At 63.9% G+C, this 20,970-nt stretch carries 17 protein-coding genes; 12 read left to right on the top strand and 5 right to left on the bottom strand.

The features are described from left to right. Positions 1-335: 335 nt before the first annotated feature. The 8 genes from MUO32_RS12945 (at position 336) to ligA (ending at position 11,611) form a co-directional block, all read left to right on the top strand. Entirely contained in the window at positions 336-1,262 is a 927-nt protein-coding gene (locus MUO32_RS12945) for a D-alanine--D-alanine ligase (protein ID WP_257948713.1), read from the top strand. After that, a complete protein-coding gene (locus MUO32_RS12940) occupies positions 1,250-2,170 on the top strand; it encodes a cell division protein FtsQ/DivIB (RefSeq protein ID WP_257948712.1) in 921 nt (306 codons plus the stop codon). The genes MUO32_RS12945 and MUO32_RS12940 overlap by 13 nt, the downstream gene beginning before the upstream one ends. After that, positions 2,167-3,498, top strand: coding sequence for a cell division protein FtsA (ftsA, locus tag MUO32_RS12935; RefSeq protein ID WP_257948711.1), 1,332 nt, complete (start codon positions 2,167-2,169; stop codon positions 3,496-3,498). The genes MUO32_RS12940 and ftsA overlap by 4 nt, the downstream gene beginning before the upstream one ends. A 97-nt stretch (positions 3,499-3,595) precedes the next feature. Further along, complete coding sequence (gene ftsZ / locus MUO32_RS12930) at positions 3,596-5,332, top strand: cell division protein FtsZ (RefSeq protein WP_257948710.1); 1,737 nt, start codon at positions 3,596-3,598, stop codon at positions 5,330-5,332. 331 nt (positions 5,333-5,663) lie between these two features. Further along, a complete protein-coding gene (gene lpxC, locus MUO32_RS12925) occupies positions 5,664-6,620 on the top strand; it encodes a UDP-3-O-acyl-N-acetylglucosamine deacetylase (protein WP_257948709.1) in 957 nt (318 codons plus the stop codon). Between the two features lie 155 nt (positions 6,621-6,775). Beyond that, complete coding sequence (locus MUO32_RS12920) at positions 6,776-7,642, top strand: outer membrane protein assembly factor BamD (RefSeq protein WP_257948708.1); 867 nt, start codon at positions 6,776-6,778, stop codon at positions 7,640-7,642. Between the two features lie 74 nt (positions 7,643-7,716). Next, positions 7,717-9,387, top strand: a complete 1,671-nt coding sequence (gene recN, locus MUO32_RS12915; RefSeq protein ID WP_257948707.1) for a DNA repair protein RecN — start codon at positions 7,717-7,719, stop codon at positions 9,385-9,387. Positions 9,388-9,451: 64 nt separating this feature from the next. Continuing rightward, a complete protein-coding gene (gene ligA / locus MUO32_RS12910) occupies positions 9,452-11,611 on the top strand; it encodes an NAD-dependent DNA ligase LigA (protein ID WP_257948706.1) in 2,160 nt (719 codons plus the stop codon). On the opposite strand, the gene MUO32_RS12905 is transcribed toward ligA, so the two are convergent. The 4 genes from MUO32_RS12905 to MUO32_RS12890 form a co-directional block, all read right to left on the bottom strand. Then, positions 11,598-12,512, bottom strand: a complete 915-nt coding sequence (locus MUO32_RS12905; RefSeq protein WP_257948705.1) for a M23 family metallopeptidase — start codon at positions 12,510-12,512, stop codon at positions 11,598-11,600. The two genes, ligA and MUO32_RS12905, sit on opposite strands and share 14 nt — an antisense overlap. A gap of 125 nt (positions 12,513-12,637) precedes the next feature. Further along, positions 12,638-13,048, bottom strand: a complete 411-nt coding sequence (locus MUO32_RS12900; protein WP_257948704.1) for a TIGR02588 family protein — start codon at positions 13,046-13,048, stop codon at positions 12,638-12,640. Between the two features lie 7 nt (positions 13,049-13,055). After that, positions 13,056-13,898: a TIGR02587 family membrane protein gene (locus MUO32_RS12895; RefSeq protein ID WP_257948703.1), complete on the bottom strand. Its 843-nt coding sequence runs from the start codon at positions 13,896-13,898 to the stop codon at positions 13,056-13,058. Between the two features lie 69 nt (positions 13,899-13,967). Further along, positions 13,968-15,944 (bottom strand): DEAD/DEAH box helicase, encoded by a 1,977-nt coding sequence (locus MUO32_RS12890; RefSeq protein WP_257948702.1) that lies wholly within the window; start codon positions 15,942-15,944, stop codon positions 13,968-13,970. 281 nt (positions 15,945-16,225) lie between these two features. On the opposite strand from MUO32_RS12890, the gene panC reads away from it, so the two are divergent. From panC to MUO32_RS12870, 4 genes are all read left to right on the top strand, one after another. Next, positions 16,226-17,089 carry a pantoate--beta-alanine ligase gene (panC, locus tag MUO32_RS12885; RefSeq protein WP_257948701.1) on the top strand — a complete coding sequence of 288 codons (864 nt, stop codon included), beginning with the start codon at positions 16,226-16,228 and terminating at the stop codon, positions 17,087-17,089. 1 nt (position 17,090) lies between these two features. Beyond that, positions 17,091-17,915, top strand: coding sequence for a 3-methyl-2-oxobutanoate hydroxymethyltransferase (gene panB, locus MUO32_RS12880; protein WP_257948700.1), 825 nt, complete (start codon positions 17,091-17,093; stop codon positions 17,913-17,915). Between the two features lie 129 nt (positions 17,916-18,044). Next, the gene (locus MUO32_RS12875) at positions 18,045-18,776 is read left to right on the top strand and encodes an AzlC family ABC transporter permease (protein WP_257948699.1); all 732 of its coding nucleotides are present in this window, start codon (positions 18,045-18,047) and stop codon (positions 18,774-18,776) included. Positions 18,777-18,778: 2 nt separating this feature from the next. Next, positions 18,779-19,090: an AzlD family protein gene (locus MUO32_RS12870; RefSeq protein ID WP_257948698.1), complete on the top strand. Its 312-nt coding sequence runs from the start codon at positions 18,779-18,781 to the stop codon at positions 19,088-19,090. On the opposite strand, the gene MUO32_RS12865 is transcribed toward MUO32_RS12870, so the two are convergent. Beyond that, complete coding sequence (locus MUO32_RS12865) at positions 19,080-20,915, bottom strand: aminopeptidase P family protein (RefSeq protein ID WP_257948697.1); 1,836 nt, start codon at positions 20,913-20,915, stop codon at positions 19,080-19,082. The two genes, MUO32_RS12870 and MUO32_RS12865, sit on opposite strands and share 11 nt — an antisense overlap. Positions 20,916-20,970 lie beyond the last annotated feature (55 nt).

The following is a 20,970-nucleotide window of genomic DNA, read 5'->3' as shown; positions in this document are numbered from 1 at the left end:
AACAAATCGTACTTTTCGGTCTTTGCCGGTTCCCCCGCGTTTACGAACGCATCCTGTCGTTTCGGGCGTATCGGACTGCTTGCTCAGCATCTTCTAATTTTTTGGTTTTTCTTGCGTCGGCTTCAACTCTCTGATTCCAGAAGAGGAATCGAAGCGTGACTTGATTCGGAGCGGGAAAATTCGTCCCGCGATGCGTCAGGTTAACGAAAGTAAACGCTTCATTAACCTTAATGCCGCTCTAGTGGTCCCATCTCGCTCGCCGAGTCGGATCCGGAGCAAAAATCAGGTCCGCACAAGCGACGAGGGGCAGTGTGCGGTATTCAGTCGAGGGTTTCATGAGCGTCAGGCACGTCGCGATGTTGATGGGTGGTTTTTCGTCGGAACGGCCGGTGAGCCTTTCGTCGGGCAACGCCTGCGCGGATGCGCTCGAGGCCGTCGGCTACAAGGTCACCCGCGTCGACGTCGGTCATGATGTCGCCAGCGTGCTTGCCGAACTGAAGCCCGATGTGGCCTTCAATGCGCTGCATGGCCCCTTCGGCGAGGATGGCACCATCCAGGGCATCCTCGAATATCTCGAAATCCCCTACACCCATTCCGGCGTACTCGCTTCTGCACTCGCCATGGACAAGGCGCAGGCGAAGATCATCGCCAAGGCCGCCGGCATTCCGATCGCCGAGCAGCGCCTGATGAACCGTTTCGATTTCACCTCTTCCCACCCGATGGCGCCGCCCTATGTGGTGAAGCCGGTGCGCGAGGGGTCTTCCTTCGGCGTCGTCATGGTCAAGGAAGACCAGTCGCATCCGCCGCAGATCATCACCTCGTCGGAATGGCGCTATGGCGACAGCGTCATGGTCGAGCGTTACGTCTATGGCCGCGAACTGACATGCGGCGTGATGGGCGATGTGGCGCTTGGCGTCACGGAAGTGGTGCCGCAGGGCCACGCCTTCTACGACTATGATTCCAAATATGTAAAAGGTGGTTCGAAACACGTCATCCCGGCGCAGATTTCACCAAATATTTACCAAAAAGTACAAACACTCGCACTCAAGGCGCATCAAGCGATCGGGTGCCGTGGCGTCAGCCGTTCCGACTTCCGTTACGACGACCGTTTCTCCGAGAATGGCGAGCTGATCTGGCTGGAAATAAACACTCAGCCGGGCATGACCCCTACCTCCCTGGTGCCCGAAATGGCCGACCATGCCGGCCATTCATTTGGTGAATTCTTGAAGTGGATGGTGGAGGACGCGTCGTGTTTGCGTTGAGCGTCAAGAAGAGCAGGGTTCGTCCCGTCGGTCTGCCCGAGACGGAGGCCGGTCGCGTGCTGCCGCGTCCGCTGCGCCGGATCGTCCGCTTCCTCGTCAGCCTCGCGGCTGGCCGTATCTATATCCCGCGCCACAGCGGCAGCGCCGCCGCGGCTCTCTTCCTCGGTGCGACGGGCCTCTACGGCATGTCGCTCGGCGGTCATTCGCAGGATGTCGCCCAGGCGTCGACGACCGCGATCGGCTTCGCCATCGAGGACGTGAAGGTCTCGGGCAACCGGGAAACCTCGGAAATCGACATTCTCGAGCGCCTCGGTCTCGATGGCACGACCTCGCTCGTCGCCCTCGACGTCAAGGAAGCCCGCCAGAAGCTGACGGAGCTGCCCTGGGTCGAGGATGCTTCGGTGCGCAAGGTCTATCCGGGTACGATCGAGATCGCGCTCAATGAGCGCGAAGCTTTCGCGATCTGGCAGCATGGCACGGACCTCTCGCTGATCGAGAAGAACGGCAGCGTGATCGCGCCGCTGCGCGACAACAAGTTCTCCTCGCTGCCGCTCTTTGTCGGCCGCGACGCTGAAACCGCCGCGGCAAGCTTTGCCGATGAGTTCGACAGCTGGCCGGAACTCAAGTCGCGGGTAAAGGCCTATATCCGGGTCGCCGGCCGCCGCTGGGATCTGCGCCTCGACAACGGCATCGTCGTCAAGCTGCCGGAGCACAACGTGCCGCGGGCCATGGACATGCTGGCCTCGCTCGATGCGAGCGAGCAGCTTCTGGAGCGCGATATCGCAGCCGTCGATCTGCGTCTCGAAGACCGCACGACGGTTCAATTGACGGAAGGAGCGCTCGAACGCCGCAACAAGGCGGTCGAGCAGAGGGCCAAGGACCTGAAGAAGGCAGCGAAGCGCACATGAGCATTTTCGGTTCGTCCCATTTCGGCCTGCCGCGCTTGAAGCCGCTGTCTTCCAAGCGGGCTCACGTCGTTTCGGTCCTCGATATCGGTTCCACCAAGGTCGTCTGCATGATCGGCCGGCTGACGCCGCGTGCCGAGAGCGAGATCCTTCCGGGTCGCACGCACAATGTCGAGATCATCGGCATCGGCCACCAGAAATCCCGCGGCGTGAAGAACGGCGTCATCGCCGATCTCGATGCCGCCGAGAGCGTCGTGCGTCTCGCCGTCGATGCGGCCGAGCGCATGGCCGGTCTCACCATCGAGAGCCTGATCGTCAACGTCTCGGCAGGCCGCCTGCAGAGCGACATCTACACCGCGACCATCGATCTCGGCGGTCAGGAAGTCGATGCCAACGACCTGCGCAAGGTGCTTGCCGTCGCCGGCCAGCAGTCGCTGCGCCCGGACCGGGCTATCCTCCACTCGCTGCCAACAGGCTTCTCGCTGGATGGCGAACGCGGCATCCGCGATCCGCTCTCCATGTTCGGCGATGTTCTCGGCGTCGACATGCATGTGCTGACGGCGGAGCGTTCGTCGCTCAAGAACCTCGAACTTTGCATCAACCGCGCCCATCTTTCCGTCGAGGGCATGGTTGCGACGCCTTACGCCAGCGGCCTTTCGGCGTTGGTCGACGATGAAGTCGAACTCGGCTGCGCCTGCATCGACATGGGTGGCGGCACGACGACGATCTCGGTCTTCGCCGAAGGCAAGCTGGTGCATTCCGACGCCGTGTCGCTCGGTGGGCACCACGTCACCACCGACCTTGCGCGCGGTCTCTCGACCCGTATCGAGGACGCCGAACGGCTGAAGGTCGTGCATGGTTCGGCGCTGGCGAATGCCGGCGACGATCGCGACATCCTCACCGTCCCGCCAATCGGCGAGGACGACCGTGACCAGCCGACCCACGTGCCGCGCGCGCTCATCTCGCGCATCGTCCGGGCTCGTATCGAAGAGACGCTCGAACTCATTCGCGACCGCATCCAGCGCTCCGGCTTTTCGCCGATCGTTGGCAAACGCATCGTTCTGACGGGTGGCGCCAGCCAGCTGACGGGCCTGCCGGAATCGGCCCGCCGCATCCTCGCCCGCAACGTGCGTATCGGCCGCCCGCTCGGCGTGTCAGGTCTGCCGACAGCGGCCAAGGGTCCGGCCTTTTCGACGGCCGTCGGGCTGATGATCTATCCGCAGGTCGCGGAACTGGAAGAACACGCTGTGCAGGGCGGCATGCTCTCGCAGCTGACGGGGGGCAGTGGCCGCATAGCCCGCATGGGCCAGTGGCTGAAGGAAAGTTTCTGACGGGTTTTCCGGCGGTCCGCCGCCGGGAAAGACCGACAACTGAGTTTTAGGAATAGACCGGCTGGGCGAAGCGGCCGGAAACGAAAGGAACACTGGAATGACTATCAAGCTGCATAAGCCGGACATCACTGAGCTGAAGCCCCGCATCACCGTCTTCGGTGTCGGTGGCGGCGGCGGCAATGCTGTCAACAACATGATCACCGCTGGCCTCGAAGGCGTTGATTTCGTCGTCGCCAACACCGATGCCCAGGCGCTTTCCATGACCAAGTCGTCGCGCATCATCCAGATGGGTGTCGCGGTCACCGAAGGTCTTGGCGCCGGCTCGCAGCCGGAAGTCGGGCGTGCAGCCGCTGAAGAGTGCATCGACGAGATCATCGATCACCTGAACGGCACGCATATGTGCTTCGTCACCGCCGGCATGGGCGGCGGCACGGGTACGGGTGCCGCTCCGGTCGTCGCGCAGGCAGCCCGCAACAAGGGCATCCTGACTGTCGGCGTCGTCACCAAGCCGTTCCACTTCGAAGGCGGCCGCCGCATGCGGCTTGCTGAAGAAGGCATCCTGGAGCTGCAGAAGTCGGTCGACACGCTGATCGTCATCCCGAACCAGAACCTGTTCCGCATCGCCAACGACAAGACCACCTTCGCCGACGCCTTCGCGATGGCCGACCAGGTGCTCTATTCGGGTGTTGCCTGCATCACCGACCTGATGGTCAAGGAAGGCCTCATCAACCTCGACTTCGCCGACGTTCGCTCGGTGATGCGCGAGATGGGTCGCGCCATGATGGGCACGGGCGAAGCTTCGGGCGAAGGCCGTGCAATGGCTGCCGCAGAAGCCGCCATCGCCAACCCGCTGCTCGACGAAACCTCGATGAAGGGCGCGCAGGGCCTGCTGATCTCCATCACCGGCGGTCGTGACCTTACCCTCTTCGAAGTCGACGAAGCGGCAACCCGTATCCGCGAGGAAGTCGATCCGGACGCAAACATCATTCTCGGTGCTACCTTCGATGAAGAGCTCGAAGGCCTGATCCGCGTCTCCGTTGTTGCAACCGGTATCGATCGCGCGGCCTCGGAGGTGGCTGCACGGAATGCTGACTTTCGCAGCCTCAGCAAGCCGGTAGTTCGTCCGTCCGCCGCCGTTCCGGTCCAGCCGGTCGCCGTCGCCCCGCAGCCCCAGCCGGTCGCCCAGCCGCAGCCCGTGCTGCAGCAGCCGGTTTTCCAGCAGCCGGTCGTCGATCCGATCGCCGAAGCCATCCGCGCCTCGGAAGAAAGCCTCGAGCGCGAGCTGGCCATCCCGGCAATGCGCCCGGCGCCGGTCCAGCCGGTCGCCCAGGTCCAGGAAGAGCCGCGCCTGCAGAACCGCCTGTTCGCAGCGCCTGCTGAAGCGCCGGTCGTCCAGCGCACCGTTCCGGTTCAGCAGCCGGTCCAGCAGGCTCCGGTGATGCAGCAGCGCGTCGAGCCGTCTGCTCCGATCATCCGTCAGGAGCCGCAGGCCATGCGTATGCCGAAGATCGAGGACTTCCCGCCCGTCGTGCAGGCGGAAATGGACCACCGTTCGGCCCAGCAGCCGGTCGCGACCCACACCGAAGAGCGTGGCCCGATGGGTCTCCTCAAGCGCCTGACCTCGTCGCTCGGCCGTCATGAAGAGCCGCAGCAGGTTGCCCAGCAGGAGCCGGTCGCCCAGCAGCAGCGCCGTGCGCTCTCGCCCGAAGCCAGCCTCTACGCTCCGCGTCGTGGCCAGCTCGACGATCACGGCCGCGCCAACCCGCAGCCGCGTTCGCTCAACGAGGAAGACCAGCTGGAAATTCCGGCCTTCCTGCGCCGCCAGTCGAACTGAGGCCAGACACGGCTTTGCAACAAAATGCCCGGATCTCGATCCGGGCATTTTTGTTTTCGCTGTTGTTTCAATGATTTGCACGCTGAATGACAACGTAACAAAACGAAAGAAACAGTGATTTGTAAGACGCTGAGGGACCTACTAGATTCACTGTGGGCACAGGGGCCAGTCAGGATTCGGATCGCCGGCACCAGCCGGAGCGCATCAAACACTCCAGACGATCAGGCGAACTTGTCGGCGGGCGCGCAGCGTCCGGCCACGGGCTCCCCTTGGACCAAGAATTGAAAGTGTCGGCGAAGAATGAGCCGGCAATAAGACAAGGCGAATGCACATGACGATCGGTATGCTCGGTTTCCAGACGACGATTGCGAACCCTGTGACGATTTCCGGCACGGGCGTGCATTCCGGCGTGCCGGTCTCGATCACCTTCAATCCGGCCGAAGCCGACAGCGGCATCGTCTTCCAGCGCCAGTTCGCCGATGGCACCGTCAGCGAATACCGTGCGGTCTCCTCACAGGTTGGCAGCACCGATCTCTGCACGGTTCTCGGCTTCTCGCCGGCAACGTCGGTTGCGACCGTCGAGCATGTCATGGCCGCGCTCTATGCGCTTGGCCTCGACAACACGCTGATCGAAGTCGGCGGCGCCGAAATGCCGATCATGGACGGAAGCTCCGCGCCCTTCATCGATGCGATCGACGAGGTTGGCCTGATCCCGCTTTCCGTGAAGCGTCGCTACATCCGAATCATCAAGCCGGTCCGCGTCGAGGCGGGCGCTTCCTGGGCCGAGTTCTCGCCCTATGACGGCACGCGATTCGAGGTCGAGATCGACTTCGACTGCCCGCTGATCGGCCGCCAGTCCTGGAAGGGCGATCTTTCGCCCGCCACCTTCCGCAGCGAACTGTCGCGCGCCCGCACCTTCGGCTTCATGCGCGATGTCGAACGGCTCTGGGCTGCCGGCCTTGCGCTCGGCTCGTCGCTGGAAAACTCGGTCGTCATCTCCGATGACAACACCGTGATCAATGTCGAGGGCCTGCGTTACGCCAAGGACGAGTTCGTGCGCCACAAGACGCTCGATGCCGTTGGCGACCTCGCGCTTGCCGGCGCGCAGTTCATCGGGTGCTACCGCTCCTACCGCGGCGGCCACAAGATGAATGCCCATGCCCTCAAGGCACTGCTCAGCGACCGCTCGGCCTATGAGGTTGTCGAAGCTGCCGCACCGCGTTCGCGCGCCGGCCAGCGTGAGCTGATCGCCGTCAATGCGCCGGAATTCGCGCCCTGGTCTCTCTGAGACCGGGACGTCTTCCTTTTTCTTTCCCGACACGAATGCCATAAAAATGCGTTAATGCGCGGGCATGGCGTTGCGATCTTCACGTGTTTGGAGATACAACGCGGGGCGCATATGCGGCCCGTCCGCATGGGGCGCCGTTGAACTGGGATTATCACATGGTTGTTGCAGGGTCTGTTGGTGTGAAGAAGACGGCGCGCATTGTCTATCTTACGCTTGTCGCTACGGCGTCTTCGATTGGTCTTTCTGCCTGCCAGTCTGATCCCGACATCGATATTTCGAAACTCTCCGGCGAGACCGAATCCGCCGACACCCTCTACAACCAGGGCCTGGCAAACCTCAGCGCCGGCAAGGTGGGCGAGGCGAACCGCAAGTTCGCGGCCGTCGACCGGCAGAATCCCTTTTCCGACCAGGCCCGCAAGGCGCTCGTGATGAGCGCGTTCACGAGCTACCGTCAGGGGCAGTACGAAGAGGCGGTCACGGCCGGCAAGCGCTACCTGAACCTCTATCCGGAATCTTCGGACGCCGCTTACGCGCAGTACATCATCGGCCTTGCCTACTGGAAGCAGATCCCGAGCGTGACGCAGGACCAGCGCACCTCGCAGCAGACGCTCGAAGCGATGAAGGCCGTCATCGACAACTATCCGGACTCCGAATATGTCGAGGATGCGCAGGCCAAGATGCGCTTTGCCCGAGACCAGCTCGCCGGCAAGGAAATGCAGATCGGCCGCTATTATCTCGAGCGCAAGGAATTCATCGCGGCGGTCAGCCGCTTCCGCGTGGTCGTGGAAACCTATCCAATGACCAACCAGATCGAGGAAGCGCTGGCGCGTCTCGTAGAGACTTACTACGCGATGGGCCTTGCCAGCGAGGCGCAGACGGCGGCCGCCGTTCTCGGCCATAACTATCCGGACAGCCAGTGGTATGCCGATAGCTACAAGCTGCTGCAGTCGAAGGGCCTGGAGCCGCGTGAAAACGACGGTTCCTGGATCTCGCGCGCCGGCAAGAAGCTGATCGGTGCCTGATAGAGCAATGCCAGCAACTATGTGCAGCGGTTTTGCGTTCGGAATTGCGAACAAACTGAAGAGATAAACGTGCCATGCTGGCGCAGCTATCGATCCGCGATATCGTTCTGATCGAACGGCTCGACCTTGCGTTCGAGCCGGGTCTCTCCGTGCTGACGGGCGAGACGGGCGCCGGAAAATCCATCCTCCTCGACAGTCTTTCGCTGGCGCTCGGCGGGCGCGGCGATGGCTCGCTTGTGCGTCATGGCACGGACCGAGGGCAGGTGACGGCCGTTTTCGATGTGCCGATGCAGCATTCAGCCCGCTCGCTCCTGCGCGACAACGGCATCGATGACGACGGCGACCTCATCTTCCGCCGCCAGCAATCGGCCGATGGCCGTACCAAGGCCTATGTCAACGACCAGCCGGTGTCCGTGCAGCTCATGCGCCAGGCAGGCCAGCTTCTCGTCGAGATCCACGGCCAGCACGATGATCGCGCGCTCGTCGATACGGATGCGCACCGCCTGTTGCTCGATGCGTTCGGTGGCCTGAGCGAGGCGGCGACCGATGTCGGCACGTTGTACCACCATTGGAAGGAAGCCGAGCGCACGCTGCGCCGCCACCGCGAGAAGGTGGAAGCGGCCGCCCGCGAGGCCGATTATCTGCGCTCCTCCGTCGAGGAACTGGAAATCCTTTCGCCACAGGACGGCGAGGAGGATGCGCTGGCCGAGGTGCGTGCCCGCATGATGAAGGCGGAGCGCATTGCCGGTGATATCAACGAGGCGAGCGAATTCCTGAACGGCAATGCCTCGCCCGTACCGTTGATCGCCGCACTCGTGCGCCGGTTGGAGCGCAAGAGCCATGAGGCGCCCGGCCTGCTGGAAGAGACCGTCGAGCTGCTCGATCTGGCGTTGAACCAGCTTTCCGATGCGCAGACCGCCGTGGAAACGGCGCTGCGGAAGACCGAATACGACCCCAAGGAACTGGAGCGCACGGAGGAGCGTCTTTTTGCGCTGCGCGCCGCGGCTCGCAAATATTCCGTGCCGGTCACAGGCCTTCCTGCGCTTGCTGCCAAGATGATCGCCGATCTTGCCGATCTCGATGCCGGCGAGGAAAGGCTGGTGCAGTTGCAGGCGCGGCTGACTGAAGCACGCGCTGCCTTTGAAATTTCCGCCCGCTCGCTCTCGCAAAAGCGCCACCACGCCGCCGACGCGCTCGCCGCTGCCGTGATGGCGGAACTGCCGGCGCTAAAACTGGAGCGCGCGCGCTTTACCGTCGAGATCACCACGGATCCGGAAGGCGGCGCGGAAGAGGGGATCGACACGGTCGAGTTCCACGTCCAGACCAATCCTGGAACGCGTCCCGGCCCGATCATGAAGGTCGCGTCGGGCGGCGAGCTCTCGCGCTTCCTGCTGGCGCTGAAAGTGGCGCTCGCCGATCGTGGCTCGGCCCCGACGCTCGTCTTCGACGAAATCGATACCGGCGTCGGCGGTGCGGTGGCCGATGCGATCGGCCAGCGGCTGAAGCGGCTGTCCTCGACGGTGCAGGTGCTGTCGGTCACCCACGCGCCGCAGGTCGCGGCGCGGGCCGCAACGCATCTTCTCATCTCCAAGGGGCCGGTCGAAGGCAGCGAAACCGTCGCCACCCGGGTGGCCCGCATGGACGAAGGCGCACGGACCGAAGAAATCGCCCGTATGCTGGCCGGTGCGTCCGTCACAGACGAGGCGCGGGCGGCCGCGGCGCGGCTGCTTTCCGGCGGGACGTGACGGCCTCCCATCTTTCCTTTCGTCAGCTTTTCTCTAAAAACGGATGCGAATCCCGGAGCATGTCATGGCGAACGCGAAAACCCCTGTCGAAAACCTGACCGAAGACGAAGCCGCGGCCGAGCTCGCCTTTCTGGCGGCGGAGATCGCCCGCAATGACGAGCTTTATCATGGCCAGGACGCACCGGAAATTTCGGACGCCGACTACGACGCGCTGAAGCGGCGCAACGAGGCGATCGAGGCGCGCTTTCCCGCGCTGATGCGCGATGACAGTCCGTCGCGCCGGGTCGGTTCCGCGCCGCTCGCAACCTTCGCCCCGATCGCCCATTCCCGCCCGATGCTGTCGCTCGACAACACGTTCTCGGATGAGGACGTGCGCGACTTCGTCGCCTCCGTCTACCGCTTCCTCGGCCGCCTGCCGGACGATTCCATCGCCTTTACCGCCGAGCCGAAGATCGACGGCCTTTCCATGTCGATCCGCTACGAGAACGGGCGCCTCGTGACGGCCGCGACGCGCGGCGACGGCGCGACGGGCGAGAACGTCACCGCGAATGTGCAGACCATCGCCGAAATTCCGAACCGCCTGCCAGCAGGCGTGCCCGATGTCGTCGAGGTGCGCGGCGAGGTCTACATGGCAAAGAGCGACTTCCTGGCGCTCAACGAGAAAATGGCGGCGGAGGGCAAGCAGACCTACGTCAATCCGCGCAACACGGCGGCGGGATCGCTGCGCCAGCTCGATGCGAGCGTGACCGCGAGCCGCAAGCTGCGCTTCTTCGCCTATGCCTGGGGCGAGATGTCCCGGATGCCGGCCGATAGCCAGTTCGGCATGATCGAAGTGTTGAAATCCTGGGGCTTTCCCGTCAATCCGATGACCAAGCGGCTGTCGCGCGTCGAAGACATCATCGCGCATTACCGCGAGATCGGTCTTGCCCGCCCGGACCTCGATTATGATATCGACGGCGTCGTCTACAAGGTGGACGAGCTGGCGCTTCAGGAGCGCCTCGGTTTTCGTTCCCGTTCCCCGCGTTGGGCGACGGCGCATAAGTTCCCGGCCGAACAGGCTTTCACGACGGTGGAGAAGATCGACATCCAGGTCGGGCGGACCGGCGCTTTGACGCCGGTCGCGCGGCTGACGCCCGTCACGGTCGGCGGCGTGGTCGTGACAAATGCGACGCTGCACAATGCGGACTATATCGAAGGCATCGGCAACAGCGGCGAGCGTATCCGCGCCGAGGATCATGACATCCGCATCGGCGACACGGTCATCGTGCAGCGCGCGGGCGACGTGATCCCGCAGGTGCTTGACGTCGTGATGGAGAAGCGCCCGGCCGATGCGCCGCGCTACGAGTTTCCCAAAACCTGCCCGGTCTGCGGCAGTCATGCCGTGCGCGAGCGCAATGAGAAGACGGGGCGGCTCGATTCCGTCACGCGCTGCACCGGCGGCTTCGTCTGCCGCGCGCAGGCGGTGGAGCATCTCAAGCATTTCGTCTCGCGCAATGCCTTCGATATCGAAGGTCTCGGCTCCAAGCAGATCGACTTCTTCTTCGAGGCGGAGGACCCATCGCTGGCGATCCGCACGGCGCCCGATATCTTCACGCTGGAAAAACGGCAGGCGGGTTCGCTGACCAGGCTCGAAAACATCGACGGCTTCGGCAAGGTCAGCGTCAAAAAACTCTACGACGCCATCGATGCCCGCCGTTCGATCGCGCTCAACCGCTTCATATACGCGCTCGGCATCCGCCATGTCGGCGAGAACAATGCCAAGCTTCTGGCACGCGCCTATGGCACCTATGCCGCCTTCGAGGAGGCGATGAAGGGGTCTGTTTCGCTCTCGGGCGAGGCCTGGCATGAATTGAACAGCATCGACGGCATCGGCGAGGTCGTCGCGCGGGCGATGGTGGAATTCTACAAGGAACCGCGCAATGTCGACGTGATCGACCGGCTGTTGCAAGAGGTGACGCCGGAAGCGGCCGAGGCTGTCGTTGCAACGTCCAGCCCTGTGGTCGGCAAGACGGTGGTCTTCACCGGTTCCCTCGAGAAGATGACGCGCGACGAGGCGAAGGCGATGGCCGAACGTCTGGGCGCGAAGGTCGCGGGATCGGTTTCGAAAAAGACGGATCTCGTCGTGGCCGGCCCCGGCGCCGGCTCCAAGCTCGACAAGGCCAAGGAATTCAACGTCGAGGTGATCGACGAAGACGGCTGGTTCGAGCTGATCAAGGGAGCGTGACGGTCGAGCCGCGCACCAGGAAACGGCCGTCGAAGGTCATTGGGAGGCCCTCTCCGGCATTGTAGTCGAGTGTGCCGCCGAGATAGGCATGCATGTGGAGATGCGGCTCGGAGGAATTGCCGGAATTGCCGACACGGCCGAGCGTCTCGCCTGCGGTGACGATTTCGCCGCCCTGAACCGTGATCGAGCCCTTACGGAGATGAGCAAGCAGGACGCGTGCCGTGCCGCAGGCAAGGATGATGTGGTTGCCGGCCGGTTCCCCGGTGTTCGTCTCGGAAATCCGGTTGTCATCGATACCGTCATGGGTCGAAACGGCAACGCCGGTGCAGGGGCTCTTCACCTCGCGATCATAAATGACGTAGTCCACGAGGTTCTTGGGCATCACACTCGCGGCGCGGGCGCCAAAACCGTTGAGGGCCACGATATCGAGCGCATAGCGCTGGCTCTTGTCGGTGTGATGATAGTTGATCGACGTCGTGCTGCCGCCCTGGCCGATATAGTAGTTGCCCGACGCGAAGGGGAAGTCGAGGTCGACGGCGCTATCCTGATAGCCATACCCTGAAAGCGCCCGTGCGGTGAGGGCCAGGAAGAAGACGGCCATGGCCGCGGTCAAACCATGCGGGCGCAGGATGGATGCCGAGCGGTTCCACGGGTGATGGCGCACGCGCATATAGGCGAGGGTCGCCGAGGCGAGGAAGACGAGCGGCAGCACTATCGCGAGCGTGGTGCTCAGAAAGTCCCAGCGGCCGACCACGGTGATGAAGGCGAAGTAGCAGGCGCCGTAGACGACGCGCATCAGCCAGGTGATCCGGTCAACCGGGCGCGGCAGCCAGAGCCACAGCAGGAAGAACGTGGGCAAAAGGACCTGGGTCGTCAGCAGAATGAGCAGTGGAAGTTCCATGGTTCCGCCCTTCAGGGTCAGCCATGTCCTTTCCGTCACCGGACACGGGTCTTTACCCCTGCTCAATTCGCTCCGATGGTATTGGTTCCGCACCGCAGAGCCTCTTCCACAGCTTATGGCGTATCCTAAGGGTCGGTGTAGCCGGCGGGGTGGATGTCGACGGTGCGGCCTGCCGGATCGTTCTGGAAGAGAATGGCGCCCGTCGATTTGGATTCGGCTGCGACATAGTCGAAGGTCACGTCGTTTTCCTCGACTACGCGGCCGCCCTCCGTCAGCCGACCGATGACAGTGACGGCCGCGGCGGTCGTCGTCGCTGTGTTGTAGATATCGAAGGTGATGCGGTGGCCGGCCGAGGTCTTTTCCGTCGTCAGAACGGTCACGGCGAGATCGGGTGGCGTCATCTTGCGGGTAAAGGCCTCCCAGGTCAGCCAGCCAAGCATGGCGGCGACCAGCAGGGCTGAGAAAAGGCCGGTCAGCCATTCGATCCAGTGCGGATCGTGGCGTTCGCGATGGCGGCCCTGTTGGGATTTGGTCATCGCGGCCTCACAGGATCAGGCGTGCTGCCGCCGCTCCGAGCGAAGCCGGAAAGCCGAGCACGATGACGGAGAGCATGATCTCGACGGCGGAACTGTCGCCGAGCCGTTCGAAGATCCAGAGCGTGAAAACGCTGATCGCCAGCGCAATGACATAGCCGGGCAGGGTGAAGCGCACGAAAGCGTGCCACCACGGCGTTTCTGGCTCAAGCTCGTGTCCGCCGATGAAGGAGACGGCATAGACGAAGCCATGCATGAGCGCCATGGAGAGCAGGGTGACGGCGATGGCGTGCCAGATCGACATCTTGTAGGCGAGCACCATCATCTCGTCGGTGGGCGCGATGTTGAGTGAGAGGAAGAGGGCGCCGGCGGCCATCATCAGGAGTTCGCCGTGATAGGGCGTTTCCTTCGTGTCGTCACCGGTCTCTTCGTGACCGAGCTGGCTGCGGCCGAGCATGGCGCCGATGCTGGCGGGTACGGATTGCAGCGCGATCTTGGCGATGATCTCGCCTGCGGGCATGTCGCCGCGCAGCAGGCCGAGCGCCGTAAGCACGACAAGGCTCGTCACGATGCCGATACCATAGGCGATGGTCGCGTCGCGGCTCGCCTCGCGCCACGTGAACGTCTCCTCGAAGCCGATACGGTGCGCGAGCAGGATGAGGAGGGGGATATTGACAAGCAGCAGCAGCAACAGCCGCTCTCGGGCGATGGTGAAGCCGAGATACCACATTTCCATGGTCATCAGCATCGGCAGCGCCAGGAAAAGAGCGCCGGCGACACCACGGCCGAGACCGGTCACGAAGCGGTTGAATTCGTCTTTTGTGTCGTTAGCGGATGTGGCCGCATCTGCCATCGCAGTGTCCCCTCGCTTCAGCGCGGGGGAAATGCGGCGCGGAGCAAAAAGTTCCGCGCCGCCAACCGCTTAGGGGCGGTCGAACTTCTTGGGCTTCGGCTTCTTCGGGCCGCCTTCCGGCTTGGCGAACTTTTCGTCGCGCTTGCCCTTGAAGGGCTTCGGGCCACCGAAGGGTTTTGCCGGCTTCTGGGCGCTCGCGTCGCGGTCCTTCCAGTGCGCCGGCTTGGCCGCCGCACCCTCGGGCTTGTCGAACTCGCGCTTCTTGTCGAAGTCCTTCTTCTTGGCAAAGCCGGGCTTCTTGTCGAATTCGCCGCGCGGCTTCCAGTCGGCGCGGCGCTCTTCGTTGCGCACCGGCTTGTCGTAGCGCTGGGTCTTTTCGCCCGGCGTCCGCTCATAGAACTGCGGGGTGAGGTCCGGCATGCCTTCCAGCACGGTCACGCGGATGCCGCGCTCCAGCATGCTGTTGGGACCGAGCGCACCCATGAAACCGTCGGAGGCATCGGCGGACAGCTCGATGAAGGTCTCTTCCGGCTGCATCTTGATCGCGCCGATCTCGTTCTTGGTGATGTTGCCGTTGCGGCAGAGCATCGGAATCAGCCAGCGCGGTTCGGCGCGCTGCTTGCGGCCGACGGAGACGGAAATCCAGGTGCTGCGGGCGAAGCTGTCGCGCGGGCGCTTGGTTTCGGCAGGGATCGCATCGTTGCTGCGCTCGCGCGGCTTGCGCTGTTCGAGCGAGACTTCGATCAGGTCTTCGGGTGCCGAACGACCGGCCTTGAAGTAGCGCGCGACGGCGGCGGCGAGCTGGCGGGCGTCGAACTTGCCGACGAGCGCATCGATGGTCTCGACTTCGTCTTCGCCGATCGCGTCGGTCAGCGTCGTGTCGGCAAGCAGGCGTTCGTCGTCCCGGCGCAGGATATCTTCGGCCGACGGCGGGGTTGCCCAATTGGCCTTGAGATTTGCGATCTGGAGCAGGCGCTCGGCCTTGCGGCGAGCGCTGAGCGGCACGATGAGGGCGCTGACGCCCTTGCGGCCGGCGCGGCCGGTGCGGCCCGAACGGTGAAGCAGGGTATCCGGGTTGGTCGGAAGGTCCGCATGCACCACGAGTTCGAGGTTCGGCAGGTCGATGCCGCGCGCGGCGACGTCGGTCGCGATGCAGACGCGGGCACGGCCGTCGCGCATGGCCTGGAGCGCGTGGGTGCGCTCGTTCTGGCTGAGTTCACCGGAGAGAGCCACGACCGAGAAGCCGCGATTGTTGAAGCGGGCCGTCAGGTGGTTCACCGCCGCGCGCGTCGAGCAGAACACGATGGCGTTCTGCGCATCATAGAAGCGCAGCGTGTTGATGATGGCGTTTTCGCGGTCCGAGGGAGTGCAGAGCAACGCGCGGTATTCGATGTCGACATGCTGTTCGCGCTCGGCGGCCGTCGAGATGCGCATCGCATTGCGCTGGTAATTCTTCGCCAGCGCTGCGATTTCCTTCGGCACGGTGGCCGAGAACATCAGCGTGCGGCGGTCTTCCGGGGCGGCCTCGAGGATGAATTCGAGGTCTTCGCGGAAGCCCAGGTCCAGCATTTCGTCGGCTTCGTCGAGCACGACGGCGCGGATGGCCGAGAGATCGAGATTGCCACGCGTGATATGGTCGCGCAGGCGGCCCGGCGTGCCGACGATGATATGCGTGCCGCGTTCGAGCGAACGGCGCTCGTTGCGGACATCCATGCCGCCGACGCAGGAGGCGATGATCGCGCCGGTCATCTCGTAGAGCCATTCCAGCTCGCGCTTGACCTGCATGGCCAGTTCGCGCGTCGGGGCGATGACGAGGGCAAGCGGGCTGGCGGCGCGGTCGAAGCGCTCTTCGCCTTCCAGCAGCGTCGGAGCGACGGCGAGGCCGAAGGCGACGGTCTTGCCGGAGCCGGTCTGCGCGGAAACCAGCGCATCGGAATCACCGATCTTGGGGTCGGAGACGGCGATCTGCACCGGCGTCAAAGTGGTATAGCCGCGTTTTTCCAACGCCTTTGCCATCGCCGGAGCGAGGCTGTCGAAACTCGTCATGTGGGGTCTTTCGGAATTCGGGTTCAGCGACGATCTGGCGTCGCACTCGCAAGCCCGTACCTAACGAGCGTGTTGTGCGCTCTCTACTGCTCCTTGGGCAAAATGTACAGTGCGCAAAACGCAATGCTGCCCGGCGGGTTGAGCGGTGGAGGGGGAAAGTCTTTCCCGATTGTCTTTTTGCGCTGCACAAGATAGAAAACGGCGCCCTCGGGAAGTGGTCCGCAGAGACCGCATGGGAGGTATCGTCCACGGGAGAGGACGAGAGCAAGGAGGAACCGCCGATGAAGACTTATACCACCATCGCGGATTTGCGTGCGGCCCTTGCGCCGCATCGGCTGGACGGCCGCACCATCGGCCTCGTACCCACCATGGGCTATCTTCATGTCGGCCATATGGAGCTTGCCAGGCAGGCCCGCGCCGACAACGACATCGTCGTCGCCACCATCTTCGTCAATCCGCTGCAGTTCGGCCAGAACGAGGATCTCGCGCGCTATCCGCGCGACCTCGCCCGCGACCAGGCGATGCTGGAGGCCGAGGGGGTGCACTATCTCTTTGCGCCCGGTGTCGAGGATATGTATCCGCGACCGATGGAAACCGTGGTCGACGTGCCGAAGCTCGGCGCGGAACTCGAAGGTTCCGTGCGCCCAGGCCATTTCGCCGGTGTCGCGACCGTCGTGACCAAGCTCTTCAATATTGCCGGTCCCGACCGCGCCTATTTCGGCGAGAAGGACTTCCAGCAGCTCACCATCATCCGCCGTATGGTCGCCGATCTCGCCCAGCCCGTCGAAGTCATTGGCGTGCCGACGGTGCGCGAGGCGGACGGGCTCGCCTGTTCCTCGCGCAATGTCTATCTCTCCCCGGAAGAGCGCGCCGCCGCAGCCATCGTGCCGCGCGCATTGGAAGAAGCCGAACGGTTGGTCGCCGCGGGCGAAACCAATGCGAAAAAGCTGGAGGAGGGTATCGTCGCCTTCATCCGCACCCAACCTCTGGCCAAACCGGAGGTCGTCGCCATCAGGGATCCGGAAACGCTGGCCGATATCGACACGGTCGGCGAGAAGCCGGCTCTTTTGTTGCTTTTCGTGCGTTTTGGAAGCACGAAGCTCCTCGATAACCGGGTCCTCAGCCCAAAGAAGAAGGTTGCGTGACATGAGCGTACACACCGCCAAGCGCCGTCTGGCTCCGTCCGACATCAAAGCCCTCAAGGGCGAACGCCCCATCGTCAGCCTCACCGCCTATACGACGCCGGTCGCCAAGCTGATGGATCCGCATGTCGATTTCATGCTGGTCGGCGACAGTCTGGGCATGGTGCTCTACGGGCTCGATTCCACCGTCGGCGTAACGCTGGAGATGATGATCGCCCATGGGCAGGCGGTCATGCGCGGTTCGTCGAATGCCTGTGTCGTCGTCGACCTGCCGTTCGGCTCCTACCAGCAGTCCAAGGAGCAGGCCTTCGCGACGGCCGCCCGTGTGCTGAAGGAAACCGGCTGTTCGGCGATCAAGCTGGAGGGCGGCGCGGAAATGGCCGAGACGGTCGATTTCCTCACGCAGCGCGGCATTCCGGTGCTCGGCCATGTCGGCCTGATGCCGCAGCTCATCAACACGACGGGCGGCTACCGCTCGCTTGGCCGCAACGACAAGGAAGTCGAAAAAATCCGCAAGGACGCCGCCGCCATCGACGATGCCGGCGCCTTCGCCATCGTCATCGAGGGCACGGTCGAGCCGCTGGCGCGCGAAATCACCGGCAAGGTCAAGGCGCCGACCATCGGCATCGGCGCATCGCCGGCTTGCGACGGCCAGGTGCTCGTGGTCGACGACGTGCTCGGCATCTTCACGGACTTCAAGCCGCGCTTCGTCAAGCATTTCGCCAATCTCGCGCCCGTGATGAGCGAGGCGTTCGCGACCTATGCGGAAGAGGTGAAGGCCCGCAGCTTCCCTGCGCCGGAGCACACGTTCCAGCTCAAGAAAGTCTGATCAGTCATCAGCGCCGGTCGAGAATCGGCGCTGATTGATCAACGGCGCTGAACGGTCCATCAGCCATATTGGTTTGCGGGTGGACCGTGCCTGCTCTATGGCTTGCCCATCTTAAGATAGAGCAGACCCATGACCCCCGACACGAAAGAAGAAATCCGCGACGCCTTTCGGCGTGGCATCGCCGTTGCCATTGCGGCATCGCCGTTTGCCGTGCTGTTCGGCGCCGTTTCCATCGACAATGGCCTGACCGTGGCCGAAGCGACCCTGATGAGCGCAACGCTCTATGCGGGTGCCAGCCAGCTCGTCGGCGTCGAGCTGTTCAACCACCATGTCGCGCCATGGCTCGTCGTGCTCTCGATCTTCGCCGTCAATTTCCGCCACGTGCTCTATTCGGCCGCCATCGCCCCGCATATCCGGCACCTGACCTTCTGGCAGAAAGCGACGTCTCTGTTCCTTCTGACGGACCCGCAATTCGCCGAAACCGAGCGGCGGGCGGATGCGGGCATCCGGGTCAGTTATATCTGGCTGATGGTGCTCGGCTTCAGCGTCTATGTGCCCTGGCTCTGCCTGACGGTCGTCGGCGGTCTGCTCGGCAACCTGATCGGCGATCCCCGGGCGATCGGTATCGATGTACTGCTGCCGGTCTATTTCATGGGCCTCGTGCTCGGCTTCCGCAAGCGGGCGAACTGGTTGCCCGTCGTGCTGGCTTCCGGCGTGGGCTCGGTCCTTGCCATGCATTTCGTCGGCTCGCCCTGGCATGTCAGCCTCGGCGCGCTTGCCGGTGTCGCCGTCGCGGCGCTTTTGCCGCTCGACAAGGAAAGCGCAGCGCCGGTCGGTGATGTCGCGGAAGGGGAGGCGTGAACATGGAAAACATGTTTCACATGCAGACGCTGCTGATCATCGCCGCCGGTGCGGTTGCGACCTATCTCACCCGCGTCGGCGGTTATGTCTTCATCACGCGCATGAAACGTATTCCGCCACGCGCCGAAGCGGCGCTGAACGCCGTCCCGGCAGCGGTGCTCACCACGCTGGTGGCGCCGGCCGCCGTCACGGGCGGATGGGACGTCAGCATCACCATGGCGGTCGCCTTTCTCGTCGGCCTGCGCCTCGCGCTTCTGCCGATGCTGGCCGTCGGCTGGGTCGTGGTGATGCTGCTGCGTCACGTCATCGGCTGATCGGGGCCGTCGCCTTCTCAAGCCACGCTTTGGTCGCGTCGTCCGAAAGGAGCGGCGCGATTTTTGCGTTTGTTTCCGCGTGATAGGCGTTGAGCCAGACCAACTCCTCCTCCGTCAGCAGGCTTGTCACGACGAGGCGGCGGTCGATCGGGCAGAAGGTCAGCGTCTCGAAGCCGAGCATGTCGATATCGCCGCCCGCGACAGCGGCGGCCGGCAGGACATGCACGAGGTTTTCGATGCGGATGCCGAACGCGCCCGGGCGGTAGTAGCCGGGTTCGTTCGAAAGAATCATGCCGGCCAGCAGTTCCTGCGTCGAAAGCCGCGAAATGCGCTGCGGGCCTTCATGCACCGAGAGATAGGAGCCGACACCGTGGCCGGTGCCATGGGCGAAATCGGCGCCGGCCTTCCACAGTGCGATGCGGGCAAGCGGATCGAGATCGCAGCCGCGCGTGCCCTTGGGGAAGCGGGCGAGACTGATGCCGATCATGCCCTTCAGCACCAGCGTGAAGAAGCGCTTCTGCTCTTCCGGCACTGCGCCGACGGCGACGGTACGGGTGATGTCCGTGGTGCCGTTGACATATTGCGCGCCGGAATCGATCAGGAACATCGTACCGGGTTCGATGGTCGCGTCCGTATCGGTCGTCACGCGGTAGTGCATGATGGCGGCGTGCGCGCCCGCACCGGCAATCGAATCGAAGGATATGTCCTTCAGGGGGTTCTGCTGGCGCTCGCCGACGCTGCGGCGCACCTCTTCCAGCTTCCTGGTGACGGCGATTTCCGTTTGCGTTCCCGGCGTCGTGCTGTCGAGCCAGGCGAGAAATTCCACCATCGCTGCGCCATCCTGAAGATGGGCGCGGGCTGATCCCTGAAGCTCGACGCTGTTCTTGCAGGCGCGGGGCAGGCGGGCCGGGTCGATGGCCTCCACCAGTGTGCCGCCCTTGGCGCGCACGATCTCGCCGAGCGCGAACGGCGCCTGGTCGGGGTCGATGAGGATGCGTTTACCCTCGGCGGCGAGTACCGCGATGCGGTTGTCGAAATCCGATGGCGGCAGGAGGTCGGCGAGCTGGGTGAGATAGGCTTCCGGCTCGATGCCGGTCTTGCGCTTGTCGAGGAAGAGCAGGGGACGGCCGTCTGCCGGGATGATGGCGCGGGCGAGCGGATGCGGCGTGTGCGGCACGTCGCTGCCGCGGATGTTGAAGATCCAGGCGATGGAGGAGGGGTCGGTTACGGCGAGCGCATCCGCGCCGGCCTTCCCTGTGGCCTCGGCCATTTTTACGAGCTTGTCCCTGGCGAGTTCGCCGGCATGGTCGATGTCCTGGATCGTCACGCGGCCGAGCGGTTCGGCCGGGCGGTTCGTCCAGGCCTTGTCGAGCGGATTATAGGGCAGGAAGACGAGGCTGCCGCCAAGCGTGGCGAGTGCCTTTTCGAGGCGGCGCACTTCGGCCGCCGTGTGCAGCCAAGGGTCGATGCCGAGGCGAAACCCCTTGGGACCGTGATTCTGCAGCCAGAGATGCGGCGGTTCGCCGACAAGGTCGCCGCCGGTATAGACGCTGCCGTCCACCTGCTCGGCCAGTTGCGTAACGTAGCGGCCATCCACGAAGACGACGGCCTGACCGCGCATGACAAGCGCCATGCCGGCCGAGCCGGTAAATCCCGTCAGCCAGGACAGGCGCTCCGCCGAGGCCGGTACATATTCGCCCTGATACTCATCGGCGCGCGGCACGAGGAAACCGTCGATGCCGAGCGCATCGAAGGAGGCGCGCAGCGCATCGGCGCGTTCGCGGCCGAACTGGGGCGTGGAGGTGACGTCGAAACTCTGGAACATGGGGACTTCCGCTCAGGCTAGGAATCGTGGCGGCAATCTAGCCCATCGCGGGGGC

It is taken from the genome of Shinella sp. CPCC 101442 (assembly GCF_024704725.1).
GTDB lineage: Bacteria > Pseudomonadota > Alphaproteobacteria > Rhizobiales > Rhizobiaceae > Shinella.
The sequence above is the reverse complement of the archived record's forward strand: the minus strand, read 5'-3'. Positions and strand labels throughout refer to the sequence as shown.

Coding starts and splice junctions, on each gene's coding strand:
- MUO32_RS12945 (WP_257948713.1), top strand. CDS start 336: ATGAGCGTCAGGCACGTCGCGATGTTGATGGGTGGTTTTTCGTCGGAA.
- ftsA (WP_257948711.1), top strand. CDS start 2,167: ATGAGCATTTTCGGTTCGTCCCATTTCGGCCTGCCGCGCTTGAAGCCG.
- ftsZ (WP_257948710.1), top strand. CDS start 3,596: ATGACTATCAAGCTGCATAAGCCGGACATCACTGAGCTGAAGCCCCGC.
- lpxC (WP_257948709.1), top strand. CDS start 5,664: ATGACGATCGGTATGCTCGGTTTCCAGACGACGATTGCGAACCCTGTG.
- MUO32_RS12920 (WP_257948708.1), top strand. CDS start 6,776: ATGGTTGTTGCAGGGTCTGTTGGTGTGAAGAAGACGGCGCGCATTGTC.
- recN (WP_257948707.1), top strand. CDS start 7,717: ATGCTGGCGCAGCTATCGATCCGCGATATCGTTCTGATCGAACGGCTC.
- ligA (WP_257948706.1), top strand. CDS start 9,452: ATGGCGAACGCGAAAACCCCTGTCGAAAACCTGACCGAAGACGAAGCC.
- MUO32_RS12905 (WP_257948705.1), bottom strand. CDS start 12,512: ATGGAACTTCCACTGCTCATTCTGCTGACGACCCAGGTCCTTTTGCCC.
- MUO32_RS12900 (WP_257948704.1), bottom strand. CDS start 13,048: ATGACCAAATCCCAACAGGGCCGCCATCGCGAACGCCACGATCCGCAC.
- MUO32_RS12895 (WP_257948703.1), bottom strand. CDS start 13,898: ATGGCAGATGCGGCCACATCCGCTAACGACACAAAAGACGAATTCAAC.
- MUO32_RS12890 (WP_257948702.1), bottom strand. CDS start 15,944: ATGACGAGTTTCGACAGCCTCGCTCCGGCGATGGCAAAGGCGTTGGAA.
- panC (WP_257948701.1), top strand. CDS start 16,226: ATGAAGACTTATACCACCATCGCGGATTTGCGTGCGGCCCTTGCGCCG.
- panB (WP_257948700.1), top strand. CDS start 17,091: ATGAGCGTACACACCGCCAAGCGCCGTCTGGCTCCGTCCGACATCAAA.
- MUO32_RS12875 (WP_257948699.1), top strand. CDS start 18,045: ATGACCCCCGACACGAAAGAAGAAATCCGCGACGCCTTTCGGCGTGGC.
- MUO32_RS12870 (WP_257948698.1), top strand. CDS start 18,779: ATGGAAAACATGTTTCACATGCAGACGCTGCTGATCATCGCCGCCGGT.
- MUO32_RS12865 (WP_257948697.1), bottom strand. CDS start 20,915: ATGTTCCAGAGTTTCGACGTCACCTCCACGCCCCAGTTCGGCCGCGAA.